This is a genomic window from Weizmannia sp. WK01 (assembly GCF_025905465.1).
GTDB classification, from domain to species: domain Bacteria; phylum Bacillota; class Bacilli; order Bacillales; family Bacillaceae_C; genus Weizmannia; species Weizmannia faecalis.
In genome coordinates this window covers 152,926-179,163 of the sequence record NZ_CP109616.1, presented here as the reverse complement: position 1 = coordinate 179,163, position 26,238 = coordinate 152,926, and the positions used below count along the sequence as shown (strand labels likewise).

General features: G+C 47.7%; 17 protein-coding genes, 1 rRNA gene and 2 pseudogenes. 5 read left to right on the top strand and 15 right to left on the bottom strand.

Annotated features, from left to right (window positions below):
* Positions 1–9: 9 nt before the first annotated feature.
* Positions 10–1,563: ribosomal RNA gene (locus OF158_RS00900) — 16S ribosomal RNA — on the bottom strand.
* A 375-nt stretch (positions 1,564–1,938) separates the two neighbouring features.
* Between OF158_RS00900 and OF158_RS00895 the strand changes: the two genes are divergently transcribed.
* Positions 1,939–3,252 (top strand): IS1380-like element ISBco1 family transposase, encoded by a 1,314-nt coding sequence (locus OF158_RS00895; RefSeq protein WP_048339791.1) that lies wholly within the window; start codon positions 1,939–1,941, stop codon positions 3,250–3,252.
* Between the two features lie 445 nt (positions 3,253–3,697).
* Here the strand turns inward: OF158_RS00895 and OF158_RS00890 are convergent, their stop codons facing one another.
* The 6 genes from OF158_RS00890 to OF158_RS00865 form a co-directional block, all read right to left on the bottom strand.
* Positions 3,698–4,486: an SDR family NAD(P)-dependent oxidoreductase gene (locus OF158_RS00890; protein WP_026684497.1), complete on the bottom strand. Its 789-nt coding sequence runs from the start codon at positions 4,484–4,486 to the stop codon at positions 3,698–3,700.
* A 213-nt stretch (positions 4,487–4,699) separates the two neighbouring features.
* Positions 4,700–6,424: a thiol reductant ABC exporter subunit CydC gene (gene cydC, locus OF158_RS00885; protein ID WP_035182943.1), complete on the bottom strand. Its 1,725-nt coding sequence runs from the start codon at positions 6,422–6,424 to the stop codon at positions 4,700–4,702.
* Positions 6,399–8,147, bottom strand: a complete 1,749-nt coding sequence (cydD, locus tag OF158_RS00880; protein WP_017551209.1) for a thiol reductant ABC exporter subunit CydD — start codon at positions 8,145–8,147, stop codon at positions 6,399–6,401. The genes cydC and cydD overlap by 26 nt, the downstream gene beginning before the upstream one ends.
* Before the next feature lie 328 nt (positions 8,148–8,475).
* On the bottom strand, positions 8,476–9,486 hold the full coding sequence (gene cydB / locus OF158_RS00875) for a cytochrome d ubiquinol oxidase subunit II (protein ID WP_014096464.1): 1,011 nt from the start codon (positions 9,484–9,486) through the stop codon (positions 8,476–8,478).
* The gene (locus OF158_RS00870) at positions 9,486–10,877 is read right to left on the bottom strand and encodes a cytochrome ubiquinol oxidase subunit I (RefSeq protein ID WP_014096465.1); all 1,392 of its coding nucleotides are present in this window, start codon (positions 10,875–10,877) and stop codon (positions 9,486–9,488) included. The genes cydB and OF158_RS00870 overlap by 1 nt, the downstream gene beginning before the upstream one ends.
* Before the next feature lie 331 nt (positions 10,878–11,208).
* Entirely contained in the window at positions 11,209–11,436 is a 228-nt protein-coding gene (locus OF158_RS00865) for a hypothetical protein (protein WP_014096466.1), read from the bottom strand.
* A gap of 138 nt (positions 11,437–11,574) precedes the next feature.
* Here OF158_RS00865 and OF158_RS00860 point away from each other — a divergent pair, with 138 nt between their 5' ends.
* Together OF158_RS00860 and OF158_RS00855 are read left to right on the top strand one after the other, a co-directional pair.
* Entirely contained in the window at positions 11,575–12,315 is a 741-nt protein-coding gene (locus OF158_RS00860) for a polysaccharide deacetylase family protein (protein WP_014096467.1), read from the top strand.
* Between the two features lie 106 nt (positions 12,316–12,421).
* Positions 12,422–13,486, top strand: a pseudogene (locus OF158_RS00855) (C45 family autoproteolytic acyltransferase/hydolase).
* Between the two features lie 254 nt (positions 13,487–13,740).
* On the opposite strand, the gene OF158_RS00850 reads toward OF158_RS00855, so the two are convergent.
* A complete protein-coding gene (locus OF158_RS00850) occupies positions 13,741–14,379 on the bottom strand; it encodes a KinB-signaling pathway activation protein (protein ID WP_017551211.1) in 639 nt (212 codons plus the stop codon).
* Positions 14,380–14,633: 254 nt separating this feature from the next.
* Between OF158_RS00850 and gerD the strand changes: the two genes are divergently transcribed.
* Positions 14,634–15,188, top strand: coding sequence for a spore germination lipoprotein GerD (gene gerD / locus OF158_RS00845; RefSeq protein WP_014096470.1), 555 nt, complete (start codon positions 14,634–14,636; stop codon positions 15,186–15,188).
* Positions 15,189–15,219: 31 nt separating this feature from the next.
* Here gerD and OF158_RS00840 read toward each other — a convergent pair whose 3' ends face one another.
* From OF158_RS00840 to sat, 6 genes are all read right to left on the bottom strand, one after another.
* On the bottom strand, positions 15,220–16,272 hold the full coding sequence (locus OF158_RS00840) for an Mrp/NBP35 family ATP-binding protein (RefSeq protein WP_014096471.1): 1,053 nt from the start codon (positions 16,270–16,272) through the stop codon (positions 15,220–15,222).
* Between the two features lie 95 nt (positions 16,273–16,367).
* Positions 16,368–17,081, bottom strand: a complete 714-nt coding sequence (gene cwlD / locus OF158_RS00835) for an N-acetylmuramoyl-L-alanine amidase CwlD (protein ID WP_014096472.1) — start codon at positions 17,079–17,081, stop codon at positions 16,368–16,370.
* A gap of 91 nt (positions 17,082–17,172) precedes the next feature.
* A complete protein-coding gene (locus OF158_RS00830; protein WP_014096473.1) occupies positions 17,173–17,616 on the bottom strand; it encodes a YbaK family protein in 444 nt (147 codons plus the stop codon).
* Between the two features lie 118 nt (positions 17,617–17,734).
* Entirely contained in the window at positions 17,735–19,216 is a 1,482-nt protein-coding gene (locus OF158_RS00825; RefSeq protein ID WP_014096474.1) for an amino acid permease, read from the bottom strand.
* 199 nt (positions 19,217–19,415) lie between these two features.
* Complete coding sequence (gene cysC / locus OF158_RS00820) at positions 19,416–20,021, bottom strand: adenylyl-sulfate kinase (protein ID WP_035182946.1); 606 nt, start codon at positions 20,019–20,021, stop codon at positions 19,416–19,418.
* Positions 20,022–20,054: 33 nt separating this feature from the next.
* Complete coding sequence (sat, locus tag OF158_RS00815) at positions 20,055–21,209, bottom strand: sulfate adenylyltransferase (protein ID WP_019722045.1); 1,155 nt, start codon at positions 21,207–21,209, stop codon at positions 20,055–20,057.
* Between the two features lie 612 nt (positions 21,210–21,821).
* Between sat and OF158_RS00810 the strand changes: the two genes are divergently transcribed.
* On the top strand, positions 21,822–23,774 hold the full coding sequence (locus OF158_RS00810; RefSeq protein WP_035182948.1) for an alkaline phosphatase family protein: 1,953 nt from the start codon (positions 21,822–21,824) through the stop codon (positions 23,772–23,774).
* A 173-nt stretch (positions 23,775–23,947) separates the two neighbouring features.
* On the opposite strand, the pseudogene OF158_RS00805 reads toward OF158_RS00810, so the two are convergent.
* A pseudogene (locus OF158_RS00805) lies at positions 23,948–26,001 on the bottom strand (catalase).
* Between the last annotated feature and the right edge of the window lie 237 nt (positions 26,002–26,238).

Sequence of the window (26,238 nt, the reverse complement as noted above, 5' to 3'; positions counted from 1 at the left end):
ATTCCTTAGAAAGGAGGTGATCCAGCCGCACCTTCCGATACGGCTACCTTGTTACGACTTCACCCCAATCATCTGTCCCACCTTCGGCGGCTGGCTCCGTAAAGGTTACCTCACCGACTTCGGGTGTTACAAACTCTCGTGGTGTGACGGGCGGTGTGTACAAGGCCCGGGAACGTATTCACCGCGGCATGCTGATCCGCGATTACTAGCGATTCCGGCTTCATGCAGGCGGGTTGCAGCCTGCAATCCGAACTGGGAATGGTTTTCTGGGATTGGCTTAACCTCGCGGTCTCGCAGCCCTTTGTACCATCCATTGTAGCACGTGTGTAGCCCAGGTCATAAGGGGCATGATGATTTGACGTCATCCCCACCTTCCTCCGGTTTGTCACCGGCAGTCACCTTAGAGTGCCCAACTGAATGCTGGCAACTAAGGTCAAGGGTTGCGCTCGTTGCGGGACTTAACCCAACATCTCACGACACGAGCTGACGACAACCATGCACCACCTGTCACTCTGTCCCCCGAAGGGGAAGGCCCTGTCTCCAGGGAGGTCAGAGGATGTCAAGACCTGGTAAGGTTCTTCGCGTTGCTTCGAATTAAACCACATGCTCCACCGCTTGTGCGGGCCCCCGTCAATTCCTTTGAGTTTCAGCCTTGCGGCCGTACTCCCCAGGCGGAGTGCTTAATGCGTTAGCTGCAGCACTAAAGGGCGGAAACCCTCTAACACTTAGCACTCATCGTTTACGGCGTGGACTACCAGGGTATCTAATCCTGTTTGCTCCCCACGCTTTCGCGCCTCAGCGTCAGTTACAGACCAGAGAGCCGCCTTCGCCACTGGTGTTCCTCCACATCTCTACGCATTTCACCGCTACACGTGGAATTCCACTCTCCTCTTCTGCACTCAAGCCTCCCAGTTTCCAATGACCGCTTGCGGTTGAGCCGCAAGATTTCACATCAGACTTAAGAAGCCGCCTGCGCGCGCTTTACGCCCAATAATTCCGGACAACGCTTGCCACCTACGTATTACCGCGGCTGCTGGCACGTAGTTAGCCGTGGCTTTCTGGCCGGGTACCGTCAAGGCGCCGCCCTGTTCGAACGGCACTTGTTCTTCCCCGGCAACAGAGTTTTACGACCCGAAGGCCTTCTTCACTCACGCGGCGTTGCTCCGTCAGACTTTCGTCCATTGCGGAAGATTCCCTACTGCTGCCTCCCGTAGGAGTTTGGGCCGTGTCTCAGTCCCAATGTGGCCGATCACCCTCTCAGGTCGGCTACGCATCGTTGCCTTGGTGAGCCGTTACCCCACCAACAAACTAATGCGCCGCGGGCCCATCTGTAAGTGACAGCCGAAGCCGTCTTTCCTTTTTCCTCCATGCGGAGGAAAAAACTATCCGGTATTAGCCCCGGTTTCCCGGCGTTATCCCGATCTTACAGGCAGGTTGCCCACGTGTTACTCACCCGTCCGCCGCTAACCTTTTAAAAGCAAGCTTTTAAAAGGTCCGCACGACTTGCATGTATTAGGCACGCCGCCAGCGTTCGTCCTGAGCCAGGATCAAACTCTCAGTAAAGATGTTTGATAAAAGCTCAAAAAGAATTTGACGTTTCGTTTTGTCCAGTTTTCAAGGAACAATCTTCGCTGTTTCTTCATAGCAGCGACTTATATATTATATCAAGTATAAAGTGCTTTGTCAACACTTTTTTATCTGACCTACCTCATGTGAAGCAGCGACATTTATTAATGTACCAAGATAGCAAATCGATGTCAACAGCCTTTGTATATTTTTATTCCTGAATTATTCACAGAAATTCAGAAACTTATTATAACTTATGGATTACCAAGCCTTTTCGGCTTTATTGTAATTCATTAAAAAAATGAAAAAAGAATCCATTTCTGTTAAAGTTAAAGTAACCAAAACAAAAACCAAACAGAAAGGACTCTTTATATGGTTACTTTAACGCAAAAAACACTTGATTTCAATCATAAAATTAAATTGTCAAATGATGGAGGTTCTCTTTCCTCCGATACAGGTGAGTTTCTTTTTAGAGAATTCGATGAAAAAATTGGTTTTTCAAAGACTTTAGTTAAGTACTTGAGACTTAACGATTCAAGGAAATATTATCTTCATTCAAATGAAAACTTGTTACGTCAAAAAGTCTATCAAATCATTGCCGGGTATGCGGAAGATGATGCGGCTGATCAGTTGACTCATGATCCTGTGTTTAAGGAAATCATTGAAACTCCAACACTTGCTTCCCAGCCCAGTTTGTCTCGCTTTTATACACGATTTGATAAAGATTCAATTGAACAATTAAATCTGGCTAACCAAGAAATGCTTGATAAGATTCATTGTTTTCGACAATCGAAAGAGTTATTTATCGACTTGGATTCGACTCATTCGGATACATATGGGGACCAAGAATCTTCGTCATATAATACTCATTATGGCACGATGGGTTTTCATCCATTAGTCGCCTTTGATGGTGCGACTGGTGACTTTTTGAAAGCACAACTCCGTCCCGGAAATGTTTATACATCAAATGGTGTGGTGGAATTTATTCGGCCTCTCATTAAACATTATAACGAAATGTTTCCAGAAACTACCCTGTTTCTTCGTGGAGATAGCGGGTTTGCTGTTCCGGGATTATACGATCTGTGTGAAGAAGAATCTGTTTTGTATATTATTCGGTTGAAATCGAATTCACAACTACAAAGTTTAGCGAAGGAATACCATCCTTCTTCCGCACCTTTAGATGTTTCCAAGACGGAAACCTATTATGAAGAAACGATTTACCAAGCAAAATCATGGTCAAAACCAAGAAGGGTGATTATTCAATCGGTACGTCCTGCAGGTGAGCTGTTCTTTACCCATTCCTTTTTTGTTACTAACTTTGAATTAGCTTTCCCTCAAGATATCGTCCGAGCTTATCAAAAAAGAGGGACGATGGAAAACTATATCAAAGAAGCAAAAAATGGCTTTTACTTTGATCATATGAATAGCCACGCTTTTCTAGTGAACGAAGTAAAAATGATGTTAACACTTCTTGCATATAATTTGACCAATTGGTTACGAACTCTTTGTTTTCCGGAAGGTCAAAAAACTATGCAAATTGATACGATACGTACTCGGTTAATTAAAGCGGCAAGTAAAGTCGTGAAATCAGGCAGATCCCTTTACTTCAAACTATCATCGAGTTTTGTGTATCAAAATTTCTTTTGGAATGTACTGAATCGAATTCAAAAGCTACAATTGGAATGACCAATAGAATACTTCTCATAACTGAAAAAATAAATTTTTCAGTCAAGGGGCAAGTATGCCCAAAATACCAGAGTTGTTCTATTGAAAATTCAGTTATTTTATGAATTGGCTACGGTTCTTAATTAAATACCGTTATTTTCAACTAATTTAACAAAATTTATCAAATGGGATTTGTAGCTATGAATATTTCAGGTTATTCTATATAAAATGAACTTGAGTTTTTACATCAAGCCTGGGCACCGATTTGCATGACGATACTTTTTGCAGCAGGCAACAGAGCTGAGAGATTTTATTTATTTTATATATTTTTTCAGCTTTACGGAGGGAAGCCAAATCAACTTGTTTACGCTGTACAGCCAGGCGTTATACTGCAGACGGTATACCCGGGAGCTTCCCTCCATTTATCGAAATTGTTATTTCTTATAATAGATATTACAGCCGGACTTTAGGAAAGGACTGCCCCGCCATCAATGACAACCGTTTGCCCAATGATATGGGAAGACAGGTCTGATGCAAGATAGAGCAGAACATTCGCCACTTCTTCCGGTTGTGTATAGCGGCCAGTCGGGGCGGATGCAGCCATTTGCTGCCTCGTTTGTTCAGCAGCTGCTGAATCACCTCCGGCAAAACCGCTTTCAATTTTTCTCATCATTTCTGTGTCCACAACCCCTGGACATACCGCATTGACACGGACGCCGGACGGAGCTGCCTCAATTCCTGCCGTTTTCGTCATGCCGATCACCGCATGCTTACTGGCGCCGTATGCCACCATTTCCGGTGTGCCGACGAGGCCGGCAACAGAAGCCGTATTGACAATGGTGCCGCTTTTTTGGCTGATCATATGCGGCAACACATACTTCATACCAAGAAAGACGCCGCGTACATTAATGCCCATCAGTTTATCAAATACTTCTTCGGGATAATCTATGAGCGGTTTCATCTTTCCTTCCCAACCAGCATTGTTTAAAAGAATATCAATTTTTCCATAAGTATCTAGCGCAGTTCGGACGTAATGTTGGACATCTTTGGATTTGGAAACATCGGTCCGGACAAAAATCGCTTCCCCACCATTTTCACGGATTTTTCCAGCCGTTTCTTCTCCCAATTCATCAGATAAATCAGCGACCACGACATTTGCTCCGCCCGCAGCCAGTTTCAAGCATGCTTCGCGGCCGATTCCTCCCCCGCCGCCGGTTACGATTGCAACTTTTCCTGTGAAATCAAATGTTTGCACTGGCGCCACCCTTTCCAAATTCGGTTCATCTTCAGTGTAATGGTTTGTAAAGAAGAAAGCAATGGTAACGCTTTCAAAAATTGTGTCTATTTTTTGCAACCGGCGATAGATAACCCATCTGCTTCTTTCGCGGCACGGGCAGAAATAAAAAACGGCAAATTCACTTGCAGGCGCCCATGCTGCAACAGTGGCACTGGAAAAAGCGGGGGCTGGTCAAGCGTCCCCGCGGTCCAGTTGATAAAGTTTGCGGTAACGCGCATGGTTTTCCATCAATGCCGCGTGTGTGCCCTGCATGGCGATTTTTCCTTCATCCAGAAAGACGATCTGATCCATTTTTTCCATCCCGGCCAGATGGTGAGTAATGAAAATCACCGTTTTGTCTTTTAAAACTTCAAACATCGTATCGAGCAGGTCTTTCTCTGTCAGGGGATCAAGCCCGACAGTCGGTTCATCCAAAATGACCACAGGCGTATTTTGCAGCAGGATCCGTGCGAGGGCGATTCTTTGCCGCTCGCCTCCCGAAAAACGCTGGCCGGTTTCCTCCATTTGGGTATGGATCCCATTTGGAAGGGAGTGGAGATACCGGTCAAGTTTGACTTGCCGGATGGCCTCCTCTATTTCTTCTGATGTGGCGCCGGGGCGTCCGAGGGCAGCGTTATTTTCGACCGTTGTCGCGAACAGATAAGGTTTCTGGTTCAAGACACTGACCAGCTGGTGAATCCCTTCGCCATATGCTGCCGGGGCATGCCCGCCGATGGAAACGGTCCCTGAAGCAGGCTGCAGCGCCCCAATCAGCAGATGGAGAAGCGTCGATTTGCCCGCTCCGCTTTTGCCAAGCACCGCGATTTTTTGCCCATGGGGAATGGTGAGTGACACATCGTTCAAAGCTGCGGCCGGTTCGTTTTCATAATAGTAAAAGACATGTTCCAAACGGATATCCGCTTTCTCTCCAGGAACTGCGCTATTCCTGCTTTTATCCGGGACGTACTGCCGGATCGCGTCAATCCGTTGCAGGGATTCCTTGTATGCCGGAATCTTTTCCACCGCCACGGATGCCGGGATGATGCCTTCCAGAATCGGAAGGGTTACAAGTGTAAAAGACGCAATATAGGTCGGGGCGATGTCTCCATGCATTGCGGCATGCCCTGCCCAGATGCCGGTCAATATTAAAATCATGCCCGAGATGACCTGTAGCTGAAAGTTCCGGTTATGATTCCAAAAGGACATCTTCCTTTCCATTTCGTGGCTTTCCTGGCTGTCTTCATGAAACTGCTTGAAAAACCGTTCTTTCTTTCCGCTGATGATCCAGTCGCGGATGCCGAATAAAGTATCCGTGACGTTGCGGTACAGCCGGCTCTGTGTTTCTTTCAGCGCGATTTGTCGTTTTTTCATGAAATATAAGGATAAAAGCGGGTAAACAAACAGGACGATCCCCATTAATAAGGCAATCCATAACGCAAACTGCCAGTCAAATGCAGCCAGCGTGCAAACAGAATATAAAAACAAAAACAGCGCCGTCACGACAGGAAAAATGGTGCGGATATAAGCGTCCTGCAAGTGCTCGATGTCATCGGCAAGCGTGCCGAGCAGATCCCCCGCCTGAAAACGCGAGCGGATAAACAGCGCCTGCGGTTCGAGCATTTCATACAGTTTGACGCGCATATCAGCAAGAATCTTCAACACCGTATTATGCCCGCTAAGTCGCTCAAAATAACGGGCGACCGGCCGCGCGATCCCGAAAGCGCGCACGCCGACGATCGGGACATAAATCAAAAGAATCGTCACCGGCATTTCCGAAGCCCTTGTGATCAAATACCCGGACGTAAAGGTGAGCATCGATGAAGCAAGAAAAGCAATAATGCCAAGCAGGACAGTAGCTGCCATCAGCCACCGGTACTGGCGGATATACGGTTTAATATACCGGTTGAAGTATGCCATGTTCTACCCCTCCCCGCTGCGCCTCGACAAGTTCGTAAAAGGCGCCCTTTTTCCGGTACAGCTCATCGTATGTGCCCGCTTCTCTAAGCCTGCCGCCATCCATCACCAAAATCAAATCCATTTCTTTTACCCAGTGCAGGCGGTGGGTGGCAAAAAAGACAAGTTTACGTTCAAAAAGCGGGAGCATCAGCTGTTTAATTTCCTGTTCCGTTTCGATATCGAGATGCGCAGTCGGCTCATCCAAAAGCATAACCGGACGTGCATCCAGCAATGCCCGCGCAAGCGCAATCCGCTGTTCTTCACCGCCGCTTAGCACCCGTCCGCCCTGGCCGATTTTTTCATCAAGCCCGTTCGGAAAGCTGGCGATGAGGTCGGAAAGCCCTGCTGTCCGGGCCGCTTCCTCAATCTTTTCAAGCGGCGCATCCGGCGCATACCAGGCAATATTTTCCCGTACGGTCTTTGCAAAAATATACGGATGCTGCGGAATGTAGTTCACCTGCTTTTGCCATTCTGTAAAGGACAAATGCGGAACTTCCAGGCCGTCAATCCTGATCCGTCCGCCATCCGGCATGGAGAACCCGGATAACAGGTCAATCAGCGTCGATTTGCCCGAACCGGAGATTCCGATCACACCGATTTTTTGAAACCCGCGGGCGGTAAACGTGACATCTTGCAAGATCGCCCGGTTTTCTTCCGGCGACTGTTTTTCGAGCCCTTCCACTGTTAATGTACTGTGTTCGTTCCAAACCGGGACGGGAAAAGAAAGCCCGTTTCCAAAGTCTTCTTTTTCGGCAAGCAGGCGGTGGATCTTCTCGCCCGCTTCTTTGCCGTTCATCGTGGCATGGTAATCGCTGCCAAGATCGCGGACCGGCATAAAATACTCCGGCGCGAGAATTAAAAGCGCAAGGGCCGGTTCAAATCCGATTTGCCCGTTAATCAGCCGGAGCCCGAGTTCCACGGCCACGACCGCCACGGACAAAGTCGCAAAAAAGTCTAGGGAAAACGACGATAAAAAAGCAATCCTGAGCGTGCGGTTTGTGGCAATCCGGTACTTGTTGCTGACTTCCCAAATGGCTTCTTTATGGCTTTTGCTCCGCCCTAAAAATTTCAGCGTCACGAGCCCCCTTAACGAGTCCACAAAATGGCGGGAAAGCAGCTGGTACGTTTCCCATCTCGCTTCTTTCTGCTTTTGCGCGGCGAGCCCGAGCAGAATCAAAAACCCGATTAAAATCGGCATGACAACCAGCAGCGTGATCCCGGTTTCAACATCCTGTGAAAAAATATACACAAGGAGAACAGCCGGGATCGTCAGGCACGCGATAAACCGTGGAATAAAAAGCTCTAAATAAGTACGGAACTCCGGAATGCCCTCAAGGCAAAGCGTCACCAGATTGCCCGTGCCATGCCTGCTGATGGCGCGCGGTCCGATGCGAAACAGCTTTTCAACGAGCAAGTTTTGGTAATGGAGGGACGTGCGGCCGGCAAACCGGAACGCAACCCGCGACTTTGCCCACTGCAAAAAGTGGCGGATGAGATGGGCGGCGAAAAAGATGCCAAATTCAGCCGCTGCTTCCTGCCACGGCACCCCTTTGTATAAATGGACAATCGCTTTTGCCAGGTATACTGCCTGCACGATAATAGCAACCGATTGGATCATCGTCAGGCATCCGGCAATGATAAAAGTTTTTAAGCTGCCTTTATACTGCATCAGATGTTTATCCATCCGCACCAGCTCCTCTCCGGTATGGGGCCATTCCGCCATACGCAGGGCTTTTTTGATTCGTTCATTGGCATATTTTCACCTGTACGGAGTCCCTAAGATCGTGCCAGGTTCCTGCTTCAATCCGCAATATGCGGACTGCTTCTCTCCGTACCCATCCAAAAGGTTCCATTCCAGGAGTAGTATCCATTCCCTATTCCCGTATTGATCTGCTTCTCTCCGCACCCGTCCAAACGGTGCCGAATGAAAAAGAAAACACCCGGTTTGCCCGAAATCCGCTCCCCGGGTGAGCAGTGGACGGCGATCTTTAACCCCCGCCCCCTGAACTTTTTTAATAATGCAATTCATGCGGTGTAACCCGTTTCCGGAAGACGTAGTAACTCCAAATCGTGTAAGCGAGCACGACCGGTACCATCGTGCATGCGACGATCGTCATGATTTTTAACGAATACGGGCTTGACGATGCTTTATAAAGCGTCAAGTTGTTCGCCGCCCCCATTGAACTGATCAGCACGTTCGGGAAAAGTGCGATGAAAAACGAGACGGTTACAAGAATTAAAATCAACCCGGTTACGGCAAAACTCAATCCTTCTTTTTTATTCCGCAAAAGCGGATACAGTGCCAGATAAAGCACGATGGCAACGGCATAGACCGGAATTAAAATGGCACCCCGTTTCACAAACGCGTCTGTAAAAACAGCGGTTAATACGGTAAACAGGACAACGACGGCGCCTGTAGCGATATACATTTTGATCGCGGCTTTTCCGGCACGTTCACGGATTTCGCCATCCGTTTTTAAACGGATAAACATCAGGCCATGCAGATAGACAAGAGCGACAAAAGCAAGCCCGCCGACGATCGTGTAGAGGTTGACGATGTCGAAAAATCCGGCATGCATCGTCATCGAGCGGTCAATCGGAAGCCCCTTGATCATCCCGGAAAACAGAGCACCAAGCAAAAACGGCGGCAGGAGGCTTCCAAGCAAAATGGCCCAGTCCCAAATACCTTTCCATTTGCTTGCCTGGAGTTTGCCGCGGAATTCAAAGGCAACCCCTCTGGCAATAAGCGCAAGCAGCAGGACGACAAAGGCAAGGTAATAGCCGCTAAAAAGCGTGGCATACCAGTTCGGGAAAGCAGCAAACATGGCGCCGCCCGCTGTCAGGAGCCATACTTCATTGGCATCCCAGAACGGCCCGATCGTATTAATGAGCACCCGTTTTTCCGTCTCATTTTTGGCAAGGAATTTTGTGCTCATCCCGACTCCGAAATCAAAACCTTCCAGAAATACAAATCCGACAAATAACACACAAACGAGCAAAAACCACAATTCATTTAACTGCATTATACAACCCTCCTTGTATTGAAAGGATCCGATGCAGTAATGTCTTCCATCGGTTTTGCCTGCGGGCCCTGTTTAATAACGCGGATAAACAGGTAAGCCATTGCCACGGCAAGCAGCGTATAGACAATCGAGAACGCAACCAGTGAAAACAGCAGCTCGCCGGCCGAAACATTCGGCGAAACGCCCGCACTTGTTTTCATCAAGCCGTTTACCACCCATGGCTGCCGGCCCATTTCAGACATAATCCAGCCGAACGAGTTGCCGATCGTCGGGATAAACATGCAAGGGAACAGCCATTTCAAGTAACGCATGCTGTTTTCAATTTTTTTCTTCCAGACAAGGTACAGGCCGATCAAACTCATCAGGATCATAATGCCGCCGGTGGCAACCATGATCCGGAAGCTCCAAAACGTTGTTTTTACAGGCGGAATATAATTGCCTGCCCCGTATTTTTGTGTGTATTCTTTTTGCAGCTCGTTCATCCCTTTGACAGATCCGGAAAATTTGCCATAGGATAAGTAGCTCAGCAAGTACGGAATTTGCACCCTGTATTCCGACTTTTTATTTTTCGTATCAATGACACTAAACAATGTCCACGGCGCAGGGTCCCCGGTGTTTTGCCAGATGCCTTCCGCAGCAGCCATTTTCATCGGCTGGACATTAATGAGATAACGTGCCTGGCTGTGCCCGGAAAAGGCAAGGCCGAGCCCGCTGAGAAGACCAACGATAAGTGCGATGGCAACAGACCGTTTGAAAAAGGCCACTTCTTTTTTCCTGATCAAATTCCAGGCCGAAACGCCGGCGATGAAAAACGCACCGGTGGCAAGGCTGCCGAAAATAATGTGCGGGTAAGCCACCTGCAATTTTTGGTTCAACAGCACGGCGGCAAAATTGTTCATTTCGGCACGGCCATTGTGAATCGTATAGCCGACCGGATTTTGCATGAACGAGTTTGCGGCCATAATCCAGAGCGCCGACAGCATCGTTCCGATCGAGACGAGCCAGATGCAGGCCAGATGCAGTTTTTTCGGGAGTCTGTCCCAACCGAAAATCCATAGGCCGATGAAAGTCGACTCCATAAAGAACGCAAGCAGCGCTTCAATCGCAAGCGGTGCGCCGAATACGTCCCCGACGAACCGCGAGTAGGTCGACCAGTTCATCCCGAATTGGAATTCCTGGATAATCCCGGTCACCACTCCGACTGCGAAGTTGATGAGGAAAAAGGTTCCCCAAAACTTCGTCATTTTCTTGTAAATTTCTTTCTTTTTCACCATGTAAAGCGTTTGCATGACAGCGACAATAAATGCCAATCCGATTGAAAGCGGCACGAAAATGAAGTGGAACAAGGTTGTCGTTGCAAACTGGGTCCGTGCCAATATGACTTCACTCATTTCCCAAAATCCCCTCCTCTTCCATATTTCCGTTACTTTATCATTACACTTATATTATATTTAATCTTTTTATGGTACAGATAGGAGCCATGTGACAATTCGGTTAAAAACTGTCGAATATTATTTGACAAATTATTTTTCTGGAAAATTATTCTTCCAGGCCTATTGACTTTTTGTGAAAGAGTGATCAAAAGGGTGCGGCTCACCCGGGCGGCCGGGACAACTCGCGTCCTTCTTTCCGGTCAAGGTCCGTGATTTCCCTTTTTCCAGAACGCTCTTCGCTTCTTCTTTTCCAAAAGACCGTAAAAAAAAGAGCGGCTGCCTCCGCTCTTTACTGTTTCATTTCCCGCCTATAGGACACGGCGAATTGGGCATATTCGCTTTGGGGCGCGACTTTTGTCAGGAGCTTAAAAAGAATCCGGTACCGTTCTTTCATGGCCCTTTTGATGACCCGCTCAATCCGCTCATCATTCAGGTCAAGTAAAATTTCTTCCATTTCTCTTTTCAACAAATACTGCAGTTCCAGCAGCTCTTTTTCATGGACGACAAGACCTAACACCCGCATGCACCCTTTCTGTTCATGGTACGTCTATTTTTACCAAATTTAAGGAAAATATCACAGCACTTTTCCTTGCATAATCCTGAAAAAATGGCGCATACAATAAGACAAGTGCAGTTTTTAACGGGAGGTTGAATCATGCACCATACGAAATCGCGAAACTGGAAACCGTATCTTTTCATTGTCATTGTCTCGTTTTTTACTGCCTTATTGATCTATACCCAAACACTGGCGCAGACGGCAGCTTTTTCAGCAAAAGGCACCCCGAAAGCCGTTTTTAAAGGAGAAAACGGCATTGCGTTAACTTTTAATATTGGCTGGGGCGATGAAAAAGCCGTCCCTATCTTGAAAACGCTGCAGAAAAACGGCGTAAAGTCCGCAACCTTTTTCCTGTCAGGCGCGTGGGCGGAACAGCACCCGGATATTGTGAATAGGATTGAAAAAGCCGGATATGAGATCGGAAGCCTCGGTTATGCCTATGTGGATTACACGGATGAAGAACCGGCTAAAGTGCGGCATGATATGCAGAAGGCACAAGAAGTGTTTAAAAAACTTGAAATAAAGGATGTAAAACTTTTGCGTTCCCCGACCGGCCATTTTGACAAAACGGCATTAAAAATTGCGGACCAACTGGGGCTTACAATGGTTCACTGGAGCGTCAACACCGATGACTGGAAAAACCCGGGCACCGCAAAAATTATTGAAAAAGCAAGCACAGCCGAAAACGGGGATATCATCCTGCTGCACGCTTCTGATGCCGCAAAGCAGACGAACAAAGCCCTGCCGCAAATCATCCGCCACTTGTCGGATAAAGGAAAATTTGTGACCGTTTCCGAAATGATTGCAAACGGCAAAGCAGAAACGAAAGTGATTCCTTAAAGCCACAGGCCCACTTGGTATATCGTTGTTAGGAGAAGAGAAATACAATGTGTTAAAATGAATGATATGAAAGGATATCCAAATGGGCTTGCAGGTGAATGGAATAATGAAGCAAATTTTCAGCACAGTGGTCCAATTTCGCGGGTCACATGAAAAATTCGGTTATATGCAGGGGCTTGCATTAAAAGAATCCCTTTCCATCCAAAACCGCGACAATCAATGGAAAGTCAGAAAACCGCGGTTTGTAATCGACCTTAACGAAACGAAAGACGCAATCACCCGCTTTGCACCCGGAATCTGGGACGAGTTGTGCGGATTGCAGGAAGCACTGAAATGGCCGATGGAAAAAGTTTTGCAGGAATTTGGCGGCTACCGGGTGGATTACACAAAATCAGGCTGCTCGATTTTAACAGGCGATGGCTATCTCATCCGCAACTATGATTACCATCCTAAAACCTATGAAGGACGCTATGTCCTGTACCAGCCAACCGACCAGGGGTACGCGATTGCCGGGCCGAGCCAGCGCGTCACCGGGCGGATGGACGGCATGAATGAAAAAGGGCTCGCCATCGGCTATACGTTTATCCATCGAAAAAGTCCCGGCGACGGGTTTATTTGCTGCATGATTGGCAGGCTGCTACTGGAATCATGCGTAAATATTGACGAAGCCGTTGCCATGTTAAAAGAAATTCCGCACCGCCATTCATTCAGCTATGTCGTTTATGATAAAAGCGGGGAAACCCGGATTGTCGAAGCCTCTCCGCGCGCGGTCGCCGTGCGGAACGGAGATATTTGCACCAATCATTTTGAAACCCTCAGCAAAGAAAACCGGCATCATCTCAGCGATTCGATGCGCAGAACCGCCATTTTGGAACAGGAAAAAGGGCATCTATCCAGCGCCCGGGACGCGTTTCAATTATTAAATAGCCGGGATAAAGGCGTTTTTTCAGAACTATACGCTAGCTGGGCGGGCACAATCCATACTTCCGCTTACCTGCTAAAGCAAATGGAAGCCTGGTTCGCTTTAGGCGGTGACTGCTAGCCGGTGAAAATTGACTTTGCCAAATGGCTGTCAGGAGAAGACTTGCCCATTGAAAAGATCACCGGCGAAGTGGATACGGATATCCCCTTCCTCCATATGGACAAAGGGGCCGACTGGTTTCAAAAATGATCGAAACCGCGGTCATGAACCATGGATTCCGGCCGCGGCATCCTTTACCGGAAAAATGCTGCGGTTGCAAAAATGGAATCATCCGGTGCTCTGTGTCGTATGGAGCAGAAGCCATGGACTCTTCTATTGCTTTTTTCATGGGCCGCGGGCGTTTCAAGCGTTCCCACTGTTATCGTGTCTATTGCCAGCTGAGAAAATTTTTATGCATTTACTGCCCAGACAGCAAAAACCGGATACCCCATCAGGCTCCGGTTTTAGTTTGCCGTCTTTTCTTCTGCGATCTTGCGCAATGCTGCTTTTTCCTCTTTTTCCTTTTGGGAGCGCTTTAAAAAATGTGGAAGCGCAAGCAGCTGGTAAGCATTGCAGATGAGAAGCGGGAAAAGCATAAGATAAAGCGAGGATATGCTATTGACACGCAAAGCTGGCACCCACTCGAGAATGGTCACTGCCACCATGAAAAACAAGGCAGGAATAAAAGCCCCTGCACTTTTTGCCTGCTTCGTCTTAGCAGCTGCCGCCACAAACGCGGACACAAGGATCAGTGCTGCAAACAGCAGGGACTGGCGGGTATCCGCGCGGAAGTACACAAAATCGAACAGTACATAACAGGCTGCAACAAGCTGAATGGCCTGCCAAACAAGCCGCGAACGGAAAATGTCAAGCCCGAGCTGGTGCACGGTTAACCAGGCGAAGAAACCTACCTGACTGACAAGACTGAAAATCAAGCCCAACCCCGCAAACCAGAAAAACGCGCCAGCGATGGACAAAAGATCCGCATGTGCAAAATAAGGCGCCATTTCCGGCCAGCGGACGAAAAACCCGAGAATCCCGGCTGACACCCCTCCGATGGCAAGAGCGGCAAAAAAGAAACGAACCCAGTTCCGGCTTGTCAATCCCCATCCCCCTTTGCCTTTAAAGTACCTTTATTGTAACAGAGAATCATGAGAAAAATCCAGCACATCATGCCGGCTTTCCCAACTGTACTGTTTTACCAATCCGCACGATGAAGCCGGTTTTTGCAGAGCTGTAGCACGATCAGGCTCCGGTCCCGGGAAAAAATTCCAGTGCTTTTAAGCCTCCCCGCCGAGCGCATAATCCGAAAAGAACTTCACATATTAAAGATAGAATGAAGAAGGGAGCCAAAAGCATGAAACCAAGAACCGTTTTGCTCCTGATCAGCCTTTGCGCTGCCCTTACAGCCTGCTCGGGCGAGGCTTCAACAGGCGGGCAAGCGGATTATAACCAGACGAAAAAAATGGTCATTGACATATTGAAAACCGATGAAGGAAAAAAAGCGCTGCAGGACGTGATTACAAGCGACGGAATGAAAAAGAATCTGGTCATTGACAAGGCGTACATGAAAGAAGCGATCGAACAAACATTAACTTCCGATAAAGGCAAGGCTTTTTGGAGAGAAGCCATGCAGGATCCGAAATTTGCCGCCGCGGTTGCAGACAGCATGAAAACTGAAAACAAAGCGCTGTTGAAAAGTTTGATGAAGGATCCGGATTACCAGGCAATGATGATGGATATTTTAAAAGACCCGGCTTACGAAAAAGAAGTGCAAACGATGCTAAAGAGCAAAGAAATGCGGAAAACCATGCAGGAGGTTGTCATCGATACGTTTAATGACCCGGCTTTTAAAGCGAAAATGGAAGACAGTCTGCTGAAAGCGGCGAAAACGATGAAAGACAAAAAGTAGCGGCGGGATTTGGCTCCGCCGCTTTCCACATTTATTTTTTCAGCTTGTCCACAATTTTTTGTGCGATTTCCGTATAAATTTTTCCGAGCCGGTGGTCTTCGGCATAGATGGACGGCGCGAAATCATGTTCATTCCAGTCCGGCTGCTGAAGCGGGAGCTGACCGAGCACTTCGGTCCGCAATTCTTCGGCAAGTTTTTCCCCGCCGCCGCGACCAAATACATACTCGCGTTCGCCGGTCACCTTGCTTTCAAAATAAGCCATATTTTCAATGACACCGAGCAAATTGTGTTCCGTCCGGAGTGCCATCGCGCCGGCCCGTGCCGCAACGAAAGCCGCAGTCGGATGCGGGGTTGTCACGATAATCTCATTGCAGCGCGGCAGCATCGAATGGATATCGAGCGCCACATCCCCGGTGCCCGGCGGCAAGTCAAGCAGCAAATAATCGAGGTTGCCCCATTCCACTTCATGGAAGAAATTGTTCAGCATTTTGCCAAGCATCGGCCCGCGCCAGATCACCGGCGCATTGTCTTCTACAAAAAAGCCCATCGAAATGACCTTGACCCCGAACCGTTCCACCGGGATAATTCTTTCTCCGCGGACAACCGGACGCTGCATAATGCCCATCATGTCCGGCACGCTGAATCCGTAAATATCGGCATCAATCAGGCCGACCTTTTTCCCAAGGCGGGCGAGTGCAACCGCCAAATTGACGGAAACGGTCGATTTCCCAACGCCGCCCTTGCCGCTTGCAATGGCGATAAATTCCGTTTTGGCGGAGCCGAGCGGGTTTTTGTTGTCTTCCTGCAACAAATCGCGGAACCGGTCGAGCGTTTCTTTCGGCAGTTCGCCGAAACGGATGCCGACTGTATTCGCGCCAATCCCCTTCAATGCTTTCACAATGGCCATCTGCAGCTGCAGCTGTTCGCTTGTACCAGTTTTGGCAATCGCTACTTTGACACTGACATGCTGGATCTCTTCTTTGATTTTGATTTCGAGGATCCCTTTTGTTTCTTCCAGCGTTTTATGTAAAAAAGGATCTTCAAACCCTTTTAACACGTCGTAAACCTGTTGTTCCGTCAACATTTTCTACACCATCCTTAAAATGAAGTCGTTTCCAGCTTGATTCCAGTATACCATACAATGGCAGTGTTTTGCGCTGGAACGGCTCCGGATGCTTGTCAGTTCTTTAAGTCCTTTTCTTTTGTAAAGTAGCGCATAATCCCTTCATAAATGGATGCCGCCACCTTTGTCTGGTACGCATCGGATTTTAATTGCTCCCGCTCCCCGGGATTGGACAAAAACCCGATTTCCACAAGGCAGCCCGGTTTTTTCGCATGCTTCAGCAAATACACATTAGACAATGTTTTGGAAGCCCGGTTTGTATTTTCGAGATTCCGGACCAGCTCCGCCTGGATAAACGTGGCGATCCTTTTATTTTCAATCATAGTCGGGGCGTAAAAAGTCTGGGCGCCGTGCCACTGTGATTGCGGAATGGCGTTCAGATGGATGCTGATAAAAAGATCCGCTTCCGACTCGTTGATCAGGGAAAGCCTTTTTCTTAAATCCTCCACTTTGCGGCGGCTGTAGCCCTTTGTCTCGTTATCAGCAAGGTCTGTATCCGTTTCGCGCGTCATAATAACAAGCGCGCCCTGCTGCTGAAGATAGTCTTTGATTTTGGCCGCCACACTTAAGGCAACATCTTTTTCCAGCACTTCATCTCCCGTTGCCCCGCCGTCCGGCCCCCCGTGCCCCGGATCCAGATAGATGATTTTCCCGGAAAGCGGCAGATTCCACGGGCGCCACGTATCTTTTTGGAAAAACTCAAACTGCACAAGTAAAAATAAAAGGGTGACACCAAGCAGAAACCCCGCAATTTTGATTTTCCGTTTCATCACAATCTCCCTCTCCCTGTCCTTATTGAAAAGTTATGGGACAAGGGAGGAAAATAGAACTGCAAAAAAGGGAGCCGCAAACGGGCATCCCCTAATGAAGCCGCAGTTTCCGCCTTTGTTCGCCTTTTTTAAAGCCGTAAGACCAAAAGTAGTCGGCAAACTGCTCGCATGTATAGTAAATGGACTCCTGCATCGTATCATTGCCGAATGTCCAATAAAGCCAAAAATTGTACAGAGTATCTGTAATATGCTTTAATTCGGTTTCGCACCGTTTCTTTGCCTGCTCGGCCGGCTCGCCGTAATACCCGAACCGGCTGTAATGGCCGCCCAATAAATAGGCTTCAATGGCGACATCGTAACACCCTTCTTCGATCCCCTGCTCCATCCACGCTCCCCCGTTGATCCGGAACGAACCGAAATGGGACTGGAAGCTTTTCTTCAGCACTTCAACCGGCAGTTCGCGGAGCAAATTGCGTTCCGCCTTCATTTGCCTCTCCCGTCTTTTCGCAGACAGGGTGGTAATGACTTCATTCATCTCTACCCACTCCTTACCGGTATTGTACGCGGGCGTAGAGGCGTCGATACTTTATAATGATTTCCAAACAAGGAATCGATATCGCAACATGGGCGCGCGCTTTAAGCCAACACACCGCTCAGGAGCGCGCATCCTTTTTTTCAGTATGCTCCGGCTCCTGGTCAAATCCCCGGTCATCAATCCGGCATGCCTCAAGCGGGATGACTTTTGTCCGCTTTACGAGCTTGTAGCCGAGCCACATGATGGCAAAAAGCGGGATGCCGAGATACGCGGCAATGGCGCTCATCCAGTCGATACGGCCGCCGAGGAATGCCTGATAATCCTGCGCAAGAATAACGATCACGCCGACAATCAGCGCAAAAATCGGGCCGAACGGGTACCATTTCGCATGGTAAGGGAGATCGTCAAGTGAACGTCCCTGGGCGAGATACGCTTTCCGGAAACGGTAATGGCTGGCGGCAATCCCGAGCCAGAAAATAAAGCCCGTGACGCCCGCTGCATTCAACAGCCAGATATAAATGGCGCCGTCCCCGAATGCGGATGCGAGAAATGCAAGCGCGCCGACAATGGCCGTGGCAACAAGGGCTGCGACCGGCACACCGCGTTTGTTCAGTTTGCCGAAAAACTTCGGCGCCTGGCCTTCATGGGCCATTGCATACAAAATCCTTGTGGAAGCATACAGGCTCGAGTTTCCCGCCGACAGCACAGCCGTTAAAATGACCGCATTCATCAGGGATGCAGCAAATGCAAGCCCCGCTTTTTTAAAGACAAGCGTAAACGGGCTCACCATTACATCCGTACTTTGCAAACTTTTTGTCGTATAAGGGATAATCAGCCCGATGACAAGAATTGCAAGGACATAAAACAACAAAATGCGCCAGAAAATGCTTTTGATTGCTTTCGGCACGTTTTTGCGCGGATTCTCGCTTTCCCCGGCTGCAACGCCGACAATTTCCGTCCCCTGGAATGAAAATCCGGCTGTAATGAACACGCCAAGCACGGCAAGCGCACCACCGTGGAAAGGCGCATCCCCGATTGTAAAGTTTTTAAAGCCGGCCGGTGCCCCGCCCAATATGCCAAATATCATCAAAAAGCCGGTAACAATAAAAAGGATAATGGTCGCCACTTTGACAAAGGAAAACCAGTACTCTCCTTCGCCATAGCCTCTCACGGACAAAATGTTCAAAAGAAAAATCACGAGCAAAAACAGGCCGCTCCACAACCAGCTGGGGCTGTGCGGAAACCAAAATTTCATGACCAGCGTCGATGCCGACAGTTCCGCTGCAAGACAAATGGCCCAGCTGTACCAGTAATTCCAGCCGAGCGCAAAACCGAGCGCCGGATCAATAAAGCGGGTTGCATACGTACTGAATGCCCCGCTTGTCGGCATAAATGAAGCCAGTTCCCCGAGGCTTGTCATAATAAAATAGACCATCACACCGATAACCAAATAGGCAAGCAGCGCTCCCCCCGGGCCCGCCTGGTAAATCGCGGCGCCGCTTCCGAGAAAAAGCCCGGTCCCGATCGAGCCGCCGAGTGATATCATGGTCAGATGCCGCGCCTTTAAACGCCGTTTCAGGCCGGATTTTTGTGTTGCCATCGTATGTTCATCTCCATTTATCTATCATACGCATCTGGTTAAAATAAATCACAACGTCCATACCATAGCACAAAAAATTCCGGATGAAAACAGGATTTTGCATATTTCCAGCATTTTGTTGCATAATCTTACATCCCTATGTAGAAAAACGTGCAGCAAGGTTTTGCACCTGCTGCACGTTTGCCGTTTATAAGACCGGCTACTTTTCGATGTACCCTTTTTCTTCCAAAAAGCGGATCACCTGCCCGACAGCCTGTTCCAACGGCTGTTTGTCGGTTTCCACGACAAGTTCCGGATGTTCCGGGGCTTCATAAGGGGCATCTATACCGGTAAAATTTTGTATTTCCCCATTGCGGGCTTTTTTGTATAAGCCTTTCGGGTCCCGCTGTTCACATTCTTCCAGCGGGCAGTTCACGTAAATCTCTACGAATTCATTATCTTCGACCAGTTCGCGCACCATGTCCCTGTCAGCACGGTACGGTGAAATGAACGCCGTCAGCACCATTACGCCGGCATCCACGAACAGTTTTGATACCTCTCCGATGCGGCGGATATTTTCTTTCCGGTCTTCCGGGGAAAACCCGAGATTTTTATTCAACCCGTGGCGGATATTATCGCCATCGAGGATATACGTGCGGATCCCCCGCCCGTGGAGTTCCTGTTCAACGGCGACGGACAGCGTGGATTTCCCCGCCCCGGATAACCCGGTAAACCAGAGGACTGCGCTGGAGTGCCCGTTTAACCTCCGGCGGTCTTCTTTTTTAATTTGGGTTTCATGCCATGTGATATTGGTTGCTTTCGCCATGCGGCCGGTTCCCTCCTTATGATTTGCGGACGTTTAATTGTGCACTTTCATCCCTTTGATCAGCACTTCTGCCACTTCCGGCCGGGAAAATTCTTTCGGCGGTTTTTGGCCGGCGCGCAGCATTTCGCGCACTTTTGTCCCGCTCAAATGAATATGGTCTTCTTTTCCGTGCGGACAGGTTTTCGTTGTGGCCATATTGCCGCATTTCGTGCAGTAAAACGCATGCTCAAATTTTAAAATGGTGATGCCCAGTTCCTGCTCCACAGTGCTGATCAGTTCCTGTGCTTCATACGTCCCATAATAATCGCCGACACCGGCATGGTCCCGGCCGACAATGAAATGGGTGCAGCCGTAATTTTTACGGACGAGCGCATGCAGGATTGCTTCCCGCGGGCCTGCATAGCGCATGGCGGCAGGGTAAATAACAAGGCGCACACGATCTTTTGGATAATAATGTTTCAAAATCACTTCGTAACTTTCCATCCGGATATCCGCCGGAATATCATCGCTTTTTGTCTCGCCGACAAGCGGGTTTAAAAGCAGCCCGTCAACGATTTCAAGCGCGCTTTTCTGAATGTATTCATGGGCGCGGTGGACCGGGTTGCGCGTCTGGAAGCCGACAATCGTTTTCCAGCCGAGGGATGCGAACAATGCCCTTGTTTCTTTCGGATCTTTATAATAAGCGGCAAACTCGTCATGATTCGGGCGGTTTAAAAGCGTAACCGGCCCTGCAAGATACACATCCCCGTTTTCATATAAGCGTTTAACGCCGGGGTGCGCCGGGTCGGTTGTCCCGTACACGAGCCTTGCTTCCCGTTCTTTGTCCACTGTATACTTTTCTTCCAGTGTGAGCGTGCCGTAGATCACGCCGTCTGCACCTTTTAATGCGAGCGTTTCGCCGGTTTCAAACCTTTCCGCTTCCTCTTCTGTTACGGGAAGCGTGATCGGAATACTCCAGATAAGGCCGTTTGAAAGCCGCATATTTTCCACAACCGTTTCATAATCCTGCTTCCCCATAAACCCGGTCAGCGGGCTGAAGCCGCCGATACCGATCAGTTCCAGGTCGGAGATGCTCCAGTCGGAAACGGTTAATGCCGGTAATTGTTCTGCCTGTTTTAAAGCTTCCGCACTGTGGTTTTCCCGGTTTACCAATATACCGCCGTGCGGGATGCTCGTTGAAAAAGCCATGTTCCAATTTCCTCCACTCGTTTGCATTTTTCCTATAAAAACAATTGGAATACTTCCGTAATATTTATTTTAGCATTAAACAGATTATTTTTGCATTTATTTTTTTGCAGATCTTGGCGGATCACGGTACAGCTCGCCGTAATCATTTAAATAATCCTGGTATAGCTTCTCGACCGCTCATGATATGCCCTGGACTGAAAGACTTCCTTCAAGGGCAAGCAAGTATCTCCGTGATGTCTACACGCTGCATCAAATCGTCAAGGCTTGTTTGCAGTGCCGGGGGAAGAAAAGATTGATTTTCTGCCTCAGCTTCGTTTCGTCTTCCAGCTATGGCAAATGAAAGGTGCCGGCAATTTAAAGTGACAATCAAGTGTATGATCAAACCGTTCTTCGTGTGAAAAAATGATCCGCTTTAATCCGTAAGTTCGGATGGAGAATGGGTCCTAAGTTGCCGCTGGCGGAGATCGCAATTCCATTATGAAGATGCTTAAAAAATGATGAACAAGTTAGCCAGTGCCTTAGCTTCCCTGTTTCCGCGCTTTGTTTACCTGCAGCCATCAAGGGAAAATAGAATGCTGACAGTACATATAAGAAAGGAAGGAAGGAAGGTCCATGAAACGATTCAGCCGTTTGCTTCAGTACATCCTGCCGGCCGCCCTCCTTTGTGCGCTTGTTCCGGGCCGACCCCTGGCTGCATCTGAAAAAGGGACCATTGTTGTCGTGTCTTTTGACGGCATGAAAAACGATTATGTCCACGAACATAAAAAGGAACTGCCGCATTTAAACAAAATTATGAAGCATGGATTTGATGCCAAAGACATTACAGCGGTTTATCCGTCCCTCACCGCCGCCTCCCATGCTTCCATTGCAACAGGGGCCAAACCGGAGAAAACCGGCCTGGTCAGCAACGCATTTCACAATAAAAATTTTAAACTGACGGAAACAGAGGACGCCTTCTGGTCTGCACTGGACGTCCCGGCCATCTGGTCTGAAGGACGGAAACACGGAAAAGTGACGGCGACGATCTGCTTTCCCGGCTCCAACCCGGAAGTTTCAAAGGCGCATGCCGATTACGCCATCTATTACAAGGATACTTTTGCAAAAAGTGACCTTGTCCATCTTACATTCCGTCCCGCCAAAGGATGGAACAATGCCCCGAAAAGCCGGAAACCGCTAAAAGAAGCCGTTTACCGGTTAAAACTTAAGGGAGCAAAGAACCGGACCATTCATGTGCTGGCTGCCGCTCTTCACCATGATGCGTATGACCTTTTCTATTTTTCGGACAACAAAACGATTGAAGATAAAGATGCGCGAGTGGGTGTCAATCAATGGGGCAGTTTCACGTTAAATGAAAATCATCAACCGGCCGGCTTCTGGTTCAAGATGAAAAAAACCGACCGCACCCTGTCGAAAGCGGAAATGTACCGGACAGCGGTCACATCTGCATCAATCAAGGGACCGGGGGATTTTGCCAAAACGATAAACAGCCTGTTCGGATTTTTCCCTGTGGATGAAGACTTGGCTGCCTTCAAAAAAGGCTGGATTACCCGGACAGAATATGAAGACATCTCCACCCGCTTTGCCCAATGGGTGCAAAATGTCTCCTTATTCATTAAGGATCGCTATAAACCGGATCTGCTCATGTTTTATGAGCCGCAAATCGACCATGAAGAACATGCCTATTTGTCAACAGACCCGCGCCAGTCCGGCTATTCCGATAAAAAAGCAAAAACATATGCGGCCCGGGTCCGTTGGGCGTATCAATTGGCCGACCATACAGTTGGAAAAACATTGCAGTCACTTGGGGAAAATGACAAATTGTTTGTTGTGTCAGACCACGGCATGGAACCGATGCACACTGGGCTCTCTCCGAATTACGAGCTTAAAAAACACGGTCTGCTTGTTTTAAAGAAAAACGGAGAAATTGATTTGAACCGGACAAAATCGTATGCAGTTGCTTCTGGCACGATGGCCCATGTCTACATCAATTTGAAAGGAAGTAAGAAAGGCGGAATTGTTTCTAAACAAGATTACGGGAATGTGCAGCAGGAGGTGGCAAAAATCTTTTCGTCTGTCCGCGACCCGCGCATCCTTGCTTCAAAATCCAAACTGGCGGGTTTCTATCTTTCGGACTGGTGGCAAGGCATAACAAACGGGCATAGCAGCTGGTCCACTACAAAAGAAACGGTATCGTCCCTGTATGATACGGTAAAAAATGACCCGGCCCGGCCGTACGAGTCCGTGATCAAAGCGCAAAGCAAAAAAAGTGAGTGGTTTCACCACCCGCATGCCGGTGATGTGACGCTTGTCGCAGCGAGAGGTTACATGATGGATTCGGACATCTCTTCCTCTTTCCATGCCCCGTCCGAACTTAGAAACCACGGTGGCAACCCGGAAAGGAGTGATCTGCGCCCGGTTCTGCTTGCATACGGAAAGGACATTCCGCATAAAAAGGTATCGCGCCGGCTTTCTTTAATCGACATTGCCCCGACGCTTTACCGGATGATGAACGTGCCTGCGCCTTTCTTTGTGGACGGGAAGGAAATAAAAGAACTGGTGCCATAATGGCGGGAGAGAGGGCAAAGCCGCTGCTTACGGCGGCTTTGCTGTTTTTTTATCGTTGATGTTTAAAATGTAGTCGAAGGATTATCAATTTTATCATCTTTACAAAATATTTATATGCTCAATTATTATTCAGGAGATGCTAGAACGAGCGTGCCCCCATATAAATAACCATATTATTTTCTATTCCAAAAACGTTGCTGAGCGATAGCAGAGACAAACTCCTCACCGAAGTAAGGATTATTTGCGGCAAAAACGACCCCGAGTAAGTTATTCTTCTCTGTTGCTTTAATATAAGTATGTGCAGTTGTTGCAACACCAATCGGTTTATAATATTTGTATGCTTCACTTACAAAACGCATGATATCCTGACTGAACCTTGTTTCATTTCCGGAACTTCCGCCAACGATATAGAGTGAATCAAACAGGTTGGGATTTGTTGTTAGAAATGTTTTATTCACTTTGAATTTCGTGCCATCTGTCCCTGTCACCGTTCCAAACTTTTCGCCAACAAATTCGATAAAAACACCATATTTCCGCAAAAGACCAATGACAGTTTTTACCTCTTTCCCATTAAAATGATTGCCGATCAGAACGCCCACTTTAAGCGAATATGGATATTTTGGCGTATTCATCATGCTAAGAGCCGGGGAACTTGCTGTAACTGGAACTTGCACCCCGCTCGGACGATTCACACCAACATATTCAGCAATAGTGGTTGCCAAACCTTCATCAACATTGGCAAACATATCAACGCCTTGCTGGCGAACTGATTGGCTTTTCACGTTTCCGAGCTGAAAGCAAAATGCTTGTGTAATATGCTTCTCAACAGACGACATACTATTTCAAACCAGTCTGGCCTGCGAAAAGTAATCTTTAAACGATTTACTTTCCGCTTTAATCTTGTGCCCCTCTACCTTCTCCTTGTAATGCACATAACCTCCTTCTGCCGGACTGGAAGTGGCAGGAGTATTATGCGCTAAGGAATTTTTATGATAGTTTATTTTTCCAACATTGATTTTTTGTTGCATATACCCGCCTTGCTGGTTATTGTGAACCGGGCAGATGGGACGATTGATCGGTATTTCATTGAAGTTTGGCCCGCCAAGTCGGTGCATATGTGTATCCCGATAAGCAAATAATCTGCCTTGTAAAACCGGATCATTGGAAAAATCTATTCCTGGGATCACATTTGCTGGATTAAACGCTACCTGTTCTACCTCCGCAAAGAAATTATCAACATTTTTATTTAATGTCATTTTCCCGATAATTTCTACGGGAACCATTTCTTCCGGCCATAATTTGGTAGGGTCTAAAATATCGAAACCATACTTAAATTCATCATCCTCATCAATCATTTGTACACCTAATTCAAATACAGGGTAAGCTCCAAGCTCAATGGACTCCCACAGGTCTCTTCGATGGAAGTCGGGGTCCACCCCACCAATAATTTGCGCTTCATCGATTAGTAATGAATGAACGCCAAGGACAGGCTTCCAATGAAATCTTACAAAAGTAGCTTTTCCATCATCGTTTACAAATCGAAAGGTATTAATACTGAACCCTTGCATCATTCGCCAACTTCTGGGAGCGGTTCGATCAGACATTGCCCACATAATGAAATGAGCAGAAGATTGATTATTCGCAACAAAATCCCAAAAATGATCATGAGCGGGTGAGGCTTGTGGGATATCATTATGTGGCTCCGGATTAAGCGCATGTATCGCATCCGCTAACTTAAAGGCATCGTTAAGAATGAATACAGGGAATGAGAGCGCTAATAAATCGTAATTCCCTTCCCTTGTATAAAACTTGATTGAAAAGCCGCGTGGACCCAATGTCGTATCACTTGAGCCTTTATTTCCTTGCATGTTGGAAAACCTAACAAATACGGGTGTCTTTTCCCCGGGTTTCTGTAGAAAGCAAGCTTTTGTATATTGTTTCATTGATCTATACAATTCAAATTCTCCATGTGCCCCGAAACCTCTTGCTTGAACAACTCTTTCCGGTATCCGTTCATGGTCAAAATGCATCTGTTTTTCAAAAAAATAAAAGTCTCCATTAATGTAGGGCCGCGGACTCCAGCTTTTAAAGTCTGTTCATCATTTGAAATCTTTACTGACTCATTGGTTGTAAGTTTCTTACCTACATTGTTAACACGGAACTGTTCTAGTTGCTCATCCTTTCTATTCACGCTCACTTTCTTCCTGTCGTTTGTTGCTTCATCCATGTGATCACCCTTCACAAATAAACTTCAAACTAATATATTCATACGTTGCAATCCGGTAAATTATGCCGGATCACCCTTTTCAATCTACAAGGAGCAACTTGTCCCAGTATTGCTTGAATATCTAAGATATGAACTATCTCCTCTCGAATCTTTTCGGTACGGAAGTTTATTGTTATAACAGTCTTTTTGCATTTGCTGCGTCACATGTGGTCACGGGTTTTTTTGGACATAAAAAAG

Excerpts from the sequence above, each read along its gene's own strand:
- cysC (WP_035182946.1), bottom strand. The coding sequence starts at position 20,021 with ATGGCGAAAGCAACCAATATCACATGGCATGAAACCCAAATTAAAAAA.
- sat (WP_019722045.1), bottom strand. The coding sequence starts at position 21,209 with ATGGCTTTTTCAACGAGCATCCCGCACGGCGGTATATTGGTAAACCGG.
- OF158_RS00810 (WP_035182948.1), top strand. The coding sequence starts at position 21,822 with ATGAAACGATTCAGCCGTTTGCTTCAGTACATCCTGCCGGCCGCCCTC.
- OF158_RS00830 (WP_014096473.1), bottom strand. The coding sequence starts at position 17,616 with ATGAATGAAGTCATTACCACCCTGTCTGCGAAAAGACGGGAGAGGCAA.
- cwlD (WP_014096472.1), bottom strand. The coding sequence starts at position 17,081 with ATGAAACGGAAAATCAAAATTGCGGGGTTTCTGCTTGGTGTCACCCTT.
- OF158_RS00840 (WP_014096471.1), bottom strand. The coding sequence starts at position 16,272 with ATGTTGACGGAACAACAGGTTTACGACGTGTTAAAAGGGTTTGAAGAT.
- OF158_RS00825 (WP_014096474.1), bottom strand. The coding sequence starts at position 19,216 with ATGGCAACACAAAAATCCGGCCTGAAACGGCGTTTAAAGGCGCGGCAT.
- OF158_RS00895 (WP_048339791.1), top strand. The coding sequence starts at position 1,939 with ATGGTTACTTTAACGCAAAAAACACTTGATTTCAATCATAAAATTAAA.
- cydD (WP_017551209.1), bottom strand. The coding sequence starts at position 8,147 with ATGGATAAACATCTGATGCAGTATAAAGGCAGCTTAAAAACTTTTATC.
- cydB (WP_014096464.1), bottom strand. The coding sequence starts at position 9,486 with ATGCAGTTAAATGAATTGTGGTTTTTGCTCGTTTGTGTGTTATTTGTC.
- OF158_RS00860 (WP_014096467.1), top strand. The coding sequence starts at position 11,575 with ATGCACCATACGAAATCGCGAAACTGGAAACCGTATCTTTTCATTGTC.
- OF158_RS00870 (WP_014096465.1), bottom strand. The coding sequence starts at position 10,877 with ATGAGTGAAGTCATATTGGCACGGACCCAGTTTGCAACGACAACCTTG.
- cydC (WP_035182943.1), bottom strand. The coding sequence starts at position 6,424 with ATGGCATACTTCAACCGGTATATTAAACCGTATATCCGCCAGTACCGG.
- gerD (WP_014096470.1), top strand. The coding sequence starts at position 14,634 with ATGAAACCAAGAACCGTTTTGCTCCTGATCAGCCTTTGCGCTGCCCTT.